Here is a 12,676-nt window from a genome sequence, read left to right on the forward strand (position 1 = left end):
GATCAATGCGATTCGCAAGGGGAATGACGCAATGCGTATTATTCTGCTCGGAGCTCCGGGCGCAGGTAAGGGCACTCAGGCTCAATTCATCATGGAGAAATACGGCATTCCGCAGATCTCCACCGGCGATATGCTGCGTGCGGCCGTCAAGGCGGGCAGCGAGCTGGGAAATCAGGCTAAAGCCATTATGGATGCCGGCAAGCTGGTGACCGATGAGCTGGTGATTGCGTTGGTAAAAGAGCGTATCACTCAGGAAGATTGCAAAAACGGTTTCTTGCTGGACGGCTTCCCGCGCACCATTCCTCAGGCTGACGCGATGAAAGAGGCGGGCATCAGCGTCGATTACGTGCTGGAGTTTGCTGTGCCGGACGAGCTGATCGTTGAGCGCATCGTGGGTCGTCGCGTACATGCGCCGTCGGGCCGCGTTTACCACGTCACCTTCAATCCGCCGAAGGAAGAGGGCAAAGACGACGCGACCGGCGAACCGCTGACCACGCGTAAAGACGATCAGGAAGATACCGTGCGCAAGCGTCTGGTTGAATACCATCAGATGACCGCGCCGCTGATCGCTTATTACAGCAAAGAAGCGGAAGCGGGCAACACCGAATACCGTAAAATTGACGGCACCCGCCAGGTTGCCGAAGTGAGCGCCGAGCTGGCTAAAATCCTCGGCTGATCTTCAGGGGGCCAGTATGCTGGCCCCTTTTGCAGCAATTGCTTTTCCCTCCCTGAATTTCCGCTACAATCCCCCTGTTTTCACGCATCCTTACCGCAATCAAGGAATAACAATGAGGCAAGACAAGCCCGGCGTGTTACTGGTGAATTTAGGTACGCCAGATGCGCCAACCACCCCAGCCGTAAAACGCTATCTGAAACAGTTTCTGGGGGATCCGCGCGTGGTCGATACGCCACGCTGGTTATGGTGGCCGATTCTGAACGGCATTATCCTTCCCTTTCGCTCGCCGCGCGTTTCCAAACTTTATGCCTCCGTGTGGATGGAGGAGGGCTCGCCGCTGATGGTGTACAGCAAACGGCAGCGTGATGCGCTCGCGCAGCGGCTCGATATGCCGGTGGCGCTCGGTATGAGCTACGGCACGCCCAGCCTGAAAAGCGCGGTGGACAGCCTGATGGAGCAGGGCGTGACGCGTTTAATCGTGTTGCCGCTTTATCCACAGTTCTCCTGTTCGACGGTGGCCGCCGTCTGGGACGGTTTGCACAGCGCGTTTAAATCTTACCGCTCGCTGCCGGATATCCGTTTTATTCGCGATTATGCCGAGCATCCCGCCTATATCGCGGCGTTAAAAGCCTCGGTTGAACGCTCTTTTGCGCAGCATGGACAGCCCGATTTGCTGATAATGTCCTATCATGGCATTCCACAGCGTTTCGCTGATGAAGGCGATGACTATCCGCAGCGCTGCGCCGACACCACGGCGGCGCTGACGCAGGCGCTGGGCCTGCGCAAAGAGCAGATTATGATGACCTTTCAGTCGCGTTTCGGACGTGAACCCTGGCTGACGCCCTATACCGACGAGACCATGCAGGGACTGGCGGCAAAAGGCGTTAAGCATGTACAGGTGATGAGTCCCGGCTTCTCCGCTGACTGCCTTGAGACCCTTGAGGAGATCAGCGAGCAGAACTGTGAGTTCTTTATGCATGCCGGCGGCGAGAAGTTTGAATATATCCCCGCGTTGAATGACGACGCTGCCCACATTGAGATGATGGTGCAGTTAGTTAATTCACCTCTTTAAGGGCAACAGCAGAGAGTGTGATATCATTCTCTGCCTGTTTTTCCTGTGGCAGTCATCATGAAATTTCCCGGCAAACGCAAATCCAAACACTACTTTCCCGTCAGCGCCCGCGATCCCTTACTGCAATCTGTTCTCAGCGAACAGGAGAATGGCAGTTGGGTGGTGGGAATTGATCAGACGCTGGTCGATATTGAAGCCAAAGTCGATGATGACTTTCTCGCACGTTACGGTCTCAGCGCCGGACACTCGCTGGTGATAGAGGATGGGATTGCCGAAGCGCTTTATCACGAGCTGATGGAGAATGCGCTGATCAGCCATCAGTTTGCTGGCGGCACCATTGGCAACACGCTGCACAACTATTCGGTGCTGGCAGACGATCGCTCGGTGCTGCTGGGCGTGATGTGCAATAACATCCAGATCGGCGGCTACGCCTATCGTTACCTCTGCAATACCTCCAGCCGCATGGATCTCAACTATCTGCAGGGCGTTGACGGCGCGATTGGCCGCTGTTTTACCCTGATCGGCGAGCATGGCGAACGCACTTTCGCCATCAGTCCGGGGCAGATGAATCAGCTACAGGCGGAAAATATCCCGGAAGAGGTGATTGCCGGCGCCTCCGCGCTGGTATTGACCTCTTATCTGGTGCGCTGCAAAGCGGGCGAGCCGATGCCTGCAGCGACCATGCAGGCGATTGCCTATGCGAAGCGGCATAACGTGCCGGTGGTGCTGACGCTGGGCACCAAATTCGTCATCGGGGATAATCCGCAGTTCTGGCGTGATTTTTTACGCGAACATGTCTCTATTGTGGCGATGAACGAAGAGGAAGCTTTTGCCCTGACCGGGGAGAGCGATCCGCTGCTGGCCGCCAATATGGCGCTGGACTGGGTAGATCTGGTGCTCTGTACCGCAGGGCCGACGGGCCTGTATATGGCGGCCTATACCGAAGAGACCAATAAGCGCAACACTAACCATCCGCTGCTGCCGGGCGCGATTGCCGAATTTAACCAATATGAGTTCAGTCGCGCCATGCGTTATCAGGACTGCGAGCAGCCGCTGCGTATTTTCTCTCATATCGCCCCGTATATGGGCGGTCCGGAGAAGATCATGAACACCAACGGTGCCGGTGACGGCGCGCTGGCCGCGCTGCTGCATGATATTACCGCCAACAACTATCATCGCCAGAAGGTGCCGAACTCCAGCAAGCATGCCCGGCCTTTTCTGACTTATTCTTCGCTGGCGCAGGTGTGCAAATATGCGAATCGCGTGAGCTATCAGGTGCTGAACCAGCATTCGCCGCGCCTGACGCGCGGTCTGCCGGAGCGGGAAGACAGTCTGGAAGAATCTTACTGGGATCGTTGAGGCGACAGGCAGTTTCAGGAGTCACAGTATATGCGGCTGTGCAAAGGGGCCGTATTGCACTGAATCCCGCCTCCTGGACTGAATATCCAGATCCAGGAGGCGGAGAATAAACGATGAAGCACCCGCTCAGCTTTGCTGCTGGCGGGCCGCATACCCGCCCGCGATCTGCGCTTCCAGCATCTGCAACATACTTTTTGCGATTTCGCGTTCGCCCATCACCACACGATTAGCGCCGCGCTCCAGAATGTAATCCACCTCGTCGTCATGATGCGCACGCGCGATAATCTCAATGTTGTCGCGCTTTTCGCGGGCGGCAGTGACAATTTCGCCTGCCTCATAGCCGTTGGGGATGGTTAACAGCAGCCAGCGGGCGCAGTCGAGACGTGCCAGATCCATCGTCTCGGCGCGCGCGGCGTTGCCCAGTACCGCTTTAATGCCCCGTTCGCGCAACGCCTCCACGCGCGGGCGTGAATTCTCTACCACTACCAGCGGCACGTCAGCTTCCATCAGCTTCTGGCCCAGCAGACTGCCGACGCGGCCAAACCCCACGATCACCGCATGGTTGCACAGCTCGACCGGAATCTGCTTTTCATCTTCAATCGCTTCCTCAAAGGTTTGTTCTTCCATGGTCTCGGTTTTTTCAAGCAAACGTTCCAGCAGGGTAAAAAGAACCGGATTGATCATAATCGAGAAGATCGCTGCGGCCAGCACCAGATTGCGACCCTCTTCGCTCAGCAAACCCAGAGAAATACCAAGCCCGGCAAGGATAAAGGCAAATTCGCCGATCTGCGCAAGGCTGACGGAAATAGTTAGCGCGGTACGGCGTGAATGCCCCAGCAGGGTAACCAGCAGCCAGGCGGCAAGGGATTTGCCCACCACCACGATCGCCAGCGCGCCCAGTACCGCCAGCGGCTGTTCCAGCAGAATCATCGGATCAAACAGCATGCCGACAGAGACAAAAAACAGCACGGCAAAAGCGTCACGTAGCGGCAGGGTATCGTGCGCGGCGCGATGGCTCAGCTCCGATTCATTCAGCACCATACCGGCAAAAAATGCGCCGAGAGCAAACGAGACATCAAAAAACTTCACCGCGCCATAGGCAATGCCGAGCGCCAACGCCAGCACGGCCAGCGTAAACAGCTCGCGCGAGCCGGTCGCCGCGCTTTTTGCCAGAATCCATGGCACCACGCGACGGCCAACCACCATCATCAGCACCATAAAGGCGACCACTTTGCCGATGGTCAGCAGCAGATCCCAGACGAGCAGCGTCGGACTGACGTTGTCCTGCTCCAGCATCCCGGCAATGGCCGGCAACAGCACCAGCGTCAACACCATCACCAGATCTTCCACAATCAGCCAGCCGATGGCGATCTGTCCGCGCTGGCTGTCGATCAGCTGACGCTCCTCCAGCGCTCGCAGCAGCACCACGGTACTGGCGGTGGAAAGGCAGAGACCAAACACCAGCCCGGTCATTAGCGACCAGCCCAGCAACCAGGAGAGGCCCATTCCCAGCAGCGTCGCCACGATAATCTGGGCTACGGCGCCGGGAATGGCGATGGACTTTACCGACATCAAATCCTTCAGTGAAAAGTGCAGACCCACGCCGAACATCAGCAGAATCACCCCCAGCTCGGCAAGCTCCGGCGCAAGAGTGGTATCTGCCACAAAACCAGGCGTAAAAGGCCCCGCCAGCACGCCCGCCAGCAAATAGCCCACCAGCGGTGAAACTCGCAGGCGATTCGCCAGCATACCGAGGAGAAAGGCGAGAACGAGCGCCCCGACAATAGTGGTGATCAACGGTGTGGTGTGATGCATGCCAGTCTCCTTGTGTGAAAATGTATCCGCTTGTAACGAGTGTAAATCAATATTCCTGTTCCAGCGTGGTAAAAACTAACGAAACCAGAAAAAAAACAAAAAAAACACCAAAAAAGCATTGTGAGTGCTATTTGTGATGCTTAACCTTCTTTACTGCTGATTTTTACTGAGAGTAAAACGATAAAAATAAAAAAATATAAACGGAAAAAGCGCCATTTATGGCGAATATCATCCTGATATAGAGTTAGAAAAACCATTAATAGCATCGGGATGGAGATTTAAACAGACTGTCCATGGCAGGCATTCATTCGTCTCTGGTCAGTTGCCGCTGCGTCAGGGCCACTGGCTGGCTGAAAATTACCGGATAAAGAGGATAAACTCTGATAAACAGCAGCGGGTTGAGGTTATAACGCTTTCACCTTGAGTTAATGGCCGGAATATGCGACACAGATGGACGAAAAAGATAACAAAAGCCCAACCGGGGCTGGTCTTCAGGGAATAAGGAGAACGTTTTGTTTTTATCTCGACGGATAGCACAAATTTTTGCCGTGGCGCTGGCGCTTACGCCGCTGTTTTCACAGGCCTGGCAGCAGGATCGCACCTACCGATTCACTATTCTGCACACCAACGATCACCACGGCCATTTCTGGTACGACGCACAGGGCGAATATGGCCTGGCGGCACAGAAAACCTTGATGGATACATTGCGCTACGACGTGCAGGCCAAAGGGGGCGGCGCGCTGATCCTCTCCGGCGGCGATGTGAATACCGGCGTGCCGGAATCTGACATGCTGGATGCGGAACCCGATTTTCGTGGCATGAATCTGGTGGGCTACGATGCGATGGCGCTCGGCAATCATGAATTTGATAACCCGCTATCGGTTCTGCGCCAGCAGGAGAAGTGGGCGAAGTTCCCGCTGCTCTCCGCCAATATTTATCAAAAAAGCACCGGCAAACGCCTGTTCAAACCCTGGGCGTTGTTTAACCGTATGGGGCTAAAAATCGCCGTTATCGGGCTGACCACCGACGACACGGCGAAGATCGCCAACCCGGCTTATCTGCAAGATATTGAGTTCCGCGACCCCATCGCCGAGGCAAAAAAAGCAGCTGATGAGCTGCGCGCGCAGGAAAAACCGGATGTGATCATTGCCCTGACCCACATGGGCCATTACGACGATGGCAAGCACGGCAGCAACGCGCCGGGGGATGTCACGCTGGCGCGCACGCTGCCGAAAGGCACGCTGGATGTCATCATTGGCGGCCATTCCCATGATGCGGTCTGCATGGAAAAAGAGAATGTCTCTCAGGCTAACTATCAGCCGGGCACGCCCTGTCAGCCAGATCGTCAGAATGGCGTCTGGATTATGCAGGCGAAAGAGTGGGGCAAGTTTATTGGCCGCGGCGATTTTACCTTTCGCAACGGGGAGCTGACGCTGGAAAATTATCAGCTGCTGCCGGTCAACCTGAAGCACAAAGTGAAAAACCTCGATGGCAGTGAATCCTGGCTCACTTACGGCGAAGAGATTCCAAAAAACAGTGCCATGATGAAGCTGCTGACGCCGTTTCAGAAGCGGGGCGAAGCGCAGCTACAGGTTAAGGCAGGCGAAACGCAGGGATCGTTTATCGGCGAGCGCGACAAAGTTCGCTTTCAGCAAACCAATCTGGGACAGCTGATCCTGCGAGCGCAAATGGCGCGTACCCAGGCTGACTTTGCCGTGATGAGCGGCGGCGGCATTCGTACTTCACTGCCGGTGGGCGTCGTCACCTATAAAGATCTGCTGCAGGTGCAGCCGTTTGGCAATCAGGTGACTTCTGTGACGATGACGGGCAGTGAAGTGGCGCATTATCTGACGGTAGTGGCTAACATCAAGCCTGACTCCGGCGGCTATGCTCAGTTCGCCAATATCAGCCTGGTTGCGGACGGCAGCGAGGTCAGCGAGATCAAAATCAACGGCCAGCCGCTGGTTGCGGACAAAAAGTACCGCATGGCGACCAACAGCTTTAACGCGGCGGGAGGGGACGGCTATCCGCGCATCGATCAGCATGCGGGCTTTGTGAACACCGGTTTTATTGATGCCGAAGTGCTGAAGCAGTATATCAGCGATCACACTCCGCTGAAGGCGAGCGACTATGCGCCCCACGACGAGATTGTGCATCTGACCGAGGCGCAAAAGCGCGAGCGTGATAAGGCGCGGGAAAAATCGCAGCATCGTTCTTATCCGAAAATGATTCTGGCCTGGCTCTGGCCGTCAGCCGACGATAACGATAATAAATAGCGCAGAGGAGGCAGCTTGCCTCCTCTTTTTTACGCTTCGCACGCCAGCCAGCGTTGACGCAGCTTATCCCACACCCAGTTATAGGCCAGGGTATAGGGCAGGAAAAACAGAAAGAAGGCGATTTCCAGCATAAATGCCTGCCATAAACCGATATGCAGCATCGCGGCGGCAATGGGCAGGCCGATCAGAATAAAGCCTCCCTCAAAACCGAGCGCGTGCAGCAGGCGCAGGCCGAAACCGCGTCTGGTTTTGCCGGGCGGGCAGAGACGATCAAAGCCTGCGTTATAGATCATATTCCACAGCAGCGCGACGGTAGAGAGCGCAATCGCCAGCGCCCCCATATCAAACAGCGGTTTCTGCATCGCCCAGGCGGCCAGCGGAGAGACGGTGAGTATCGCCAGCGTTTCAAACCCGGCGGCGTGGTAAAAACGTTCTTTTAGTGAGCGGGTGCGCACGATTTTCTCCTTCAGGTTAGCCATGCATTTTTTCACACAGCAAAGCTGCGCTAAAATGAACACCTATCGATAAAAGCGATGGTTCACTATGAAATACTCACCAGAATCTCTGGAAGCTTTTGTACAGACGGTGGCCAGCGGATCTTTTTCCGCTGCGGCGCGTGCGCTGGGTAAAAGCCAGTCCACCATCAGTAGCGCTATTGCCAATCTGGAAATCGATCTGGGCTTTCGTTTATTTGATCGTCAGAGACGACAGCCGACGCTGACGGAGCAGGGGAGCCGCGCGCTGGTGCAGGTGCAGGCGATCCTCAGCGCCGGTCACCGGCTCGATGAGCTGGCGATGCGGCTGGCGCAGGGCGCAGAGCCGCGGCTCAGCCTGGCGATTTCCGATTTCTGGCAGGCGGATCATCATGAGAGCCTGCTCAAGCGTTTCGAGGCGCGCTATCCCGATATTGAATTTGAATGCATGATTGCCGAAGACGAGGATGTGCTGGATCTGTTGCAGACCGGACGCGCGCATCTTGGCATCGTGCGCGCCCAGCCGCAGCTGCCGCCCGATATTGCCGTGGCGCGCCTGCAGGTGGAGGCGGAAATGGCGATCTGGCTGCATCGGGATCATGCGCTGGCGCAGCAACCTGTAGTAACAGAAGAGGAACTCAAGGCGTTGCGGCAGCTGCGGCTGAACACCTGGGTGCAAAACCATGCGTTACGCTCGACGGGCCAGGTCTGGTCCGCGCCCTCTTATCTGCTGCTGCTGGAGATGGCCGAACAGGGATTTGGCTGGAGCGTGTTGCCGCGCTGGCTGGTTAATCAGTTCGGACACCAGCAGTTGAAAGAGTTAAGAGTGCCGGGCTGGCCGCAGCGTATTGCGGTGGAGGCGATCTGGTCAACGCGCAATCCGCCCGGACCGGCAGGGCGCTGGATGATCGATCAGCTCTGCGCCCAGACGCCCGCTTAATCGCGCCGGGCGATGTCAGCCAGCGGTGCGTTCAGCAGGCGCGCCAGATCCTGCGGCGAAAGTTCGATATCCAGTCCGCGTTTGCCGCCGGAGATGTAGATGGTGGGGAACTCGCCCGCCTGACGATCGATCACCGTCGGCAATATTTTTTTCTGTCCCAGCGGACTGATGCCGCCGACCAGATAACCCGTCACCCGCTGGGCGAGCAGCGGATCGGCCATTTCCGCTTTTTTCGCCCCGAGCGCCTTTGCCACTTTTTTTAAATCCAGCAGACCGGATACCGGCGTCACCGCCACGGCCAGCTGTTTTGCGTCGCCGTTTAACGCCACCAGCAGCGTTTTGTAAACCTGACCGGCATTAAGATTTAGCTTACGCACCACTTCATCGCCAAAATTGGTTTCGCTGGCATCATGCTCATAAGGATGCAAGGTAAACGTGACCTTTTGTTTTTCGAGAAGTTTTACTGCTGGCGTCATAATCGTTCCTTGCCCTGCGCATTTTAAATGCGATTTATGGTGAATAAAGGTGGCGAAAATCTGTGCTTTGCGCGAGAATTGGCCCCGCGCCCGCATCTGATGCTGAGCGATAACCAAAATCATAAACAGATTTTTTATTGACAGGCCAATAACACTATTGGCCTTCTTTTTTTCAGGGCCGCCTCAACAGTTCCGGCAAATTATCCTCACCGTAAAGATGCAGCGCACCCACTGCGACCACATAGCGACCTGCCGGCAGTTGACTCAACGTATCGCGCCAGCGCTGGTTGCGCTGACTTATCAGCATATCGTTCAGCACATTGCTGAAGGTAGAGGGCAGCGATGTAGGCTGCTGTTGCTGCGGCGCGTCAAGCCACCAGCTGATCATGGTTTGCAACAGACGCGCATTGGTATGCCAGTGCGTCAGCGTATCCAGCAGCAGCGCAAGTCCCTCGTTGGGCAACGCTTTCAGCAGCGCGAGCTGCACGTCCGGCCCTTCCAGCTCCCGCACCGGCTTCTGCCAGCGTTTTGCCGCCATCAGCAGCTGATAATCAATGCCGTAATCGGGCCGCAGACCCAGCTGTTGCGCCTGCTGCGCCTGCAGCATCAGCGCGATTTGCCAGGCGGGCAGGGTATCGAACAGCGCTATCGACAGATTGAGCTCGTCGCATAATTTGCCTAGCTGAATCAGCTCCTCAGGCTCCAGGCGCGTTACCAGCGGCGGCTGTTCGCCAGTCTCCACAAAAGGGGACGCGCCCTGGGTAATATCGGCCTCAACGATGAGCGCATCGGCCTGTTGCAGCAGCGTGAGCAATTTCGCCGGCAGCGGCTGCATGTTCTGCGTGCCCATATGTATGCTGCCTACCAGATGAAGCTGGCGATCGCCCAGCCGGATATCAACGGCGGGCCAGGCGTAACTGGCTGGTACGAGACGCCGTAACAGCCCGTTCATCATTCGCCGAAAGCTACACATCATTCCATGTCCTTTGTTGGCTAAAAAGCCATGCTAGCGATTTCATGCCGTGAAGAACAGGAGACGTTTCTGCTATCAGGCTTTGGGCGGTTTATAGCGCAACAGGCGGTTGGCATTACTCACTACGGTAATCGAAGAGAGCGCCATCGCCGCGCCCGCCAGTACCGGATTCAACAGCGTGCCGGTAAAGGGGTAGAGCACGCCAGCGGCGACAGGGATGCCCAGACTGTTATAGATAAAGGCGCCCAGCAGGTTCTGCTTCATGTTGCGCAGCGTCGCTTTGGCGACCGCCAGCGCATCGGCGACGCCGTGCAAATCGTGACGCATCAGCGTCATCGCCGCGGTTTCAATCGCCACATCGCTGCCGCCGCCCATGGCAATACCCACTTCCGCCTGCGCCAGCGCCGGTGCGTCGTTGATGCCATCGCCGATCATCGCCACCTGACGACCCTGCTGCTGCAACTGACGTATCGCATCCGCTTTGCCATCCGGCAGTACGCCGGCGATCACTTCGTCGATACCTGCCTCTTTGGCGATAACGCGCGCGGTCTGTTCGTTGTCGCCGGTGAGCATAATCAATCGAAAGCCTGAGCGGTGCAGACGCTGCAAGGCCGTGCGGCTCTCCTGGCGCAGCGCATCACGCAGCGCGAACAGGCCTGCCAGCTTGCCTTCTGCGGCCAGTATTACCGGCGTCGCGCCTTTTTCCGCCATCGCGGCAAGCGCCTGTTCGGCAGCGCTGCAATCAACATTGTTTTGCTGCATCAGGGCCAGATTGCCCAGCAGCAGCGGTTTGCCATCCAGTATGCCGCTGACGCCTTGCCCGCGTATTGTACGAAATTGCGCAATCGCAGGCAGATTGCTGCTTTTTGCGGCGTTAACCAGCGCTTTTGCCAGCGGATGGCTGGAATCCTGCTCCAGCGCTGCCGCCAGACGCAGGATGTGCGCCTGGTCTGCGCCATTAAAGGTCACAATATCGGTTACGCGCGGCTGGCCTTCCGTCAGGGTGCCGGTTTTATCAAACACCAGCGTATCGAGCGTGCTGGCCCGCTGCAACGCGTCGGCATCACGTATCAGCACGCCCAGCTCTGCCGCGCGACCCACGCCCGAGATAATCGACATCGGCGTCGCCAGACCCAGCGCGCAGGGGCAGGCGATAATCAACACCGTGGTGGCGATCACCAGCGTATAGACGATTTGCGGCTGCGGCCCGACGAGATACCAGATCAGGGCGCTAACCAGCGCGATCGCCACCACGACGGGCACGAAGACGGCAGAGATGCGATCGGCAAGCCGTCCAATCTCTGGCTTGCTGCTCTGCGCCTGGCGCACCAGCTGAATAATGCGCGCCAGCGTGGTGTTTTTCCCGATAGCGCGGGCGGTAAAGCGCACTGCACCATCCTGTACCAGCGTACCGGCGTGGATCTTATCGCCGCTGCTTTTCGCCTGCGGCACCGGCTCGCCGGTGAGCATCGCCTCATCGAACCAGGCTTCGCCCTCAAGAATATCGCCATCAACCGGCACGCGATCGCCGGTGACCAGACGCAGCGTCATACCCGGCTGAAGTTCGCTCAGCGGTACCATTTTTTCGCCCTGATCGGTGATGACCCGCGCCTGCGCCGGAGCGAGATCCAGCAGCCGCTCCAGCGCCTGCGACGAACGCTGGCGCGCGCGCTGCTCCAGCGCATGGCCGAGGTTAATCAGGCCGATAATCATCGCGCTCGCTTCAAAATAGAGATGGCGCGCCTGTGAAGGGAAAAAGTCGGGCCAGAGGGCGACACTGATGGAGTAAAGCCAGGCTGCGCCGGTGCCCAACGCCACCAGCGTATCCATGGTGGCGGCGCCGTTGCGCAGGCTGCGCCAGGCGCTGCGGTAAAAGTGGCCGCCAGCAACAATCATTACCAGCAGGGTAAGGGTGCCCAGCAGCAGCCAGACGGGGCGATTGGCAGCGCTGAGCATCATGTTGTCGCCGATCATGCCCCAGATCATCAGCGGCACGCCCAACAGCAGGGCCAGCGCGGCCTGCCAGCTGAAGCGGCGCATCGCCTGACGGGCGCTTTGCTGCTGCTTCTCCCGCCGCTCGCTTTCATCTTCAACCACCTGCGCGCCGTAACCGGCCTCCGTCACCGCGGCGACCAGCGCCTGCGGATCGGCGTCACCCAGCACCAGGGCGCTGCGCTCGCCAAGGTTAACACGCGCCTGGCTGACGCCCGTGACCTGCTGCAACGCTTTTTCCACCCGGCTGACGCAGCTGGCGCAGCTCATGCCCTCAATCAGCAGGTGCGCGGCGTTATCACGACTCTGTGCCGGAAGCTCTGTGGATTCCGCTGTCAGCGCTTCCGGCTGCGTTTCTGTTGCTGTCAGCGGTTCAGACTTTGGGTGCGCGTCGTCCTGCTTCAGCCCGGCGTGATAGCCCGCCTGCTCAACGGTGGCGATAAGCGCGTCGGCGCTGGCCTGGCCCGCAACGCGAGCCTCTTCCAGCGTAACCTCTGCCTGTTCCACATCGCTGCGTTGTTCCAGCGCTTCTTTTACACGTTTGATGCAGTGGCCGCAGGAGAGGCCGTCCAGCGTCAGTAAAATTGTCTGTGACATGGTTAACTCCTTAAGATGTCGGGTTTG

The 12,676-nt window shown here is 57.6% G+C and carries 10 protein-coding genes; 5 read left to right on the plus strand and 5 right to left on the minus strand.

Annotation, left to right across the window (positions count from 1 at the left end; translation table 11 throughout):
* Nucleotides 1-31: 31 nt before the first annotated feature.
* The 3 genes from adk to ABU178_RS05920 all read left to right on the plus strand — a co-directional run bounded on the left by adk (nt 32) and on the right by ABU178_RS05920 (nt 3,107).
* A complete protein-coding gene (gene adk, locus ABU178_RS05910; RefSeq protein ID WP_397212918.1) occupies nt 32-676 on the plus strand; it encodes an adenylate kinase in 645 nt (214 codons plus the stop codon).
* 112 nt (nt 677-788) lie between these two features.
* Nucleotides 789-1,748, plus strand: coding sequence for a ferrochelatase (hemH, locus tag ABU178_RS05915; protein WP_397212920.1), 960 nt, complete (start codon nt 789-791; stop codon nt 1,746-1,748).
* A gap of 57 nt (nt 1,749-1,805) precedes the next feature.
* The gene (locus tag ABU178_RS05920; protein ID WP_397212922.1) at nt 1,806-3,107 is read left to right on the plus strand and encodes an inosine/guanosine kinase; all 1,302 of its coding nucleotides are present in this window, start codon (nt 1,806-1,808) and stop codon (nt 3,105-3,107) included.
* Nucleotides 3,108-3,233: 126 nt separating this feature from the next.
* On the opposite strand, the gene ybaL is transcribed toward ABU178_RS05920, so the two are convergent.
* Nucleotides 3,234-4,922, minus strand: coding sequence for a YbaL family putative K(+) efflux transporter (gene ybaL / locus ABU178_RS05925; RefSeq protein ID WP_397212924.1), 1,689 nt, complete (start codon nt 4,920-4,922; stop codon nt 3,234-3,236).
* 512 nt (nt 4,923-5,434) lie between these two features.
* On the opposite strand from ybaL, the gene ushA reads away from it, so the two are divergent.
* Nucleotides 5,435-7,198 (plus strand): bifunctional UDP-sugar hydrolase/5'-nucleotidase UshA, encoded by a 1,764-nt coding sequence (gene ushA / locus ABU178_RS05930; protein ID WP_397212926.1) that lies wholly within the window; start codon nt 5,435-5,437, stop codon nt 7,196-7,198.
* 29 nt (nt 7,199-7,227) lie between these two features.
* Here the strand turns inward: ushA and ABU178_RS05935 are convergent, their stop codons facing one another.
* Nucleotides 7,228-7,653 (minus strand): multidrug/biocide efflux PACE transporter, encoded by a 426-nt coding sequence (locus tag ABU178_RS05935; protein WP_397215704.1) that lies wholly within the window; start codon nt 7,651-7,653, stop codon nt 7,228-7,230.
* A gap of 88 nt (nt 7,654-7,741) precedes the next feature.
* Here ABU178_RS05935 and ABU178_RS05940 point away from each other — a divergent pair, with 88 nt between their 5' ends.
* On the plus strand, nt 7,742-8,611 hold the full coding sequence (locus ABU178_RS05940; RefSeq protein WP_397212928.1) for a LysR family transcriptional regulator: 870 nt from the start codon (nt 7,742-7,744) through the stop codon (nt 8,609-8,611).
* Here ABU178_RS05940 and ybaK read toward each other — a convergent pair.
* The 3 genes from ybaK to copA form a co-directional block, all read right to left on the minus strand.
* A complete protein-coding gene (gene ybaK, locus ABU178_RS05945) occupies nt 8,608-9,087 on the minus strand; it encodes a Cys-tRNA(Pro)/Cys-tRNA(Cys) deacylase YbaK (RefSeq protein ID WP_397212930.1) in 480 nt (159 codons plus the stop codon). The genes ABU178_RS05940 and ybaK overlap by 4 nt on opposite strands.
* A 172-nt stretch (nt 9,088-9,259) precedes the next feature.
* A complete protein-coding gene (locus ABU178_RS05950; RefSeq protein ID WP_397212932.1) occupies nt 9,260-10,063 on the minus strand; it encodes a TraB/GumN family protein in 804 nt (267 codons plus the stop codon).
* Nucleotides 10,064-10,135: 72 nt separating this feature from the next.
* Nucleotides 10,136-12,649, minus strand: a complete 2,514-nt coding sequence (gene copA, locus ABU178_RS05955) for a copper-exporting P-type ATPase CopA (RefSeq protein ID WP_397212934.1) — start codon at nt 12,647-12,649, stop codon at nt 10,136-10,138.
* Between the last annotated feature and the right edge of the window lie 27 nt (nt 12,650-12,676).

Source organism: Pantoea osteomyelitidis (assembly GCF_044342975.1).
In the GTDB taxonomy this organism is placed as follows: Bacteria; Pseudomonadota; Gammaproteobacteria; order Enterobacterales; family Enterobacteriaceae; genus Pantoea; species Pantoea osteomyelitidis.

What these genes read in the sequence shown, in the direction of transcription:
- adk (WP_397212918.1), top strand. Translation starts at nt 32, where the DNA reads ATGCGTATTATTCTGCTCGGAGCTCCGGGCGCAGGTAAGGGCACTCAG.
- hemH (WP_397212920.1), top strand. Translation starts at nt 789, where the DNA reads ATGAGGCAAGACAAGCCCGGCGTGTTACTGGTGAATTTAGGTACGCCA.
- ABU178_RS05920 (WP_397212922.1), top strand. Translation starts at nt 1,806, where the DNA reads ATGAAATTTCCCGGCAAACGCAAATCCAAACACTACTTTCCCGTCAGC.
- ybaL (WP_397212924.1), bottom strand. Translation starts at nt 4,922, where the DNA reads ATGCATCACACCACACCGTTGATCACCACTATTGTCGGGGCGCTCGTT.
- ABU178_RS05940 (WP_397212928.1), top strand. Translation starts at nt 7,742, where the DNA reads ATGAAATACTCACCAGAATCTCTGGAAGCTTTTGTACAGACGGTGGCC.
- ybaK (WP_397212930.1), bottom strand. Translation starts at nt 9,087, where the DNA reads ATGACGCCAGCAGTAAAACTTCTCGAAAAACAAAAGGTCACGTTTACC.
- ABU178_RS05950 (WP_397212932.1), bottom strand. Translation starts at nt 10,063, where the DNA reads ATGATGTGTAGCTTTCGGCGAATGATGAACGGGCTGTTACGGCGTCTC.
- copA (WP_397212934.1), bottom strand. Translation starts at nt 12,649, where the DNA reads ATGTCACAGACAATTTTACTGACGCTGGACGGCCTCTCCTGCGGCCAC.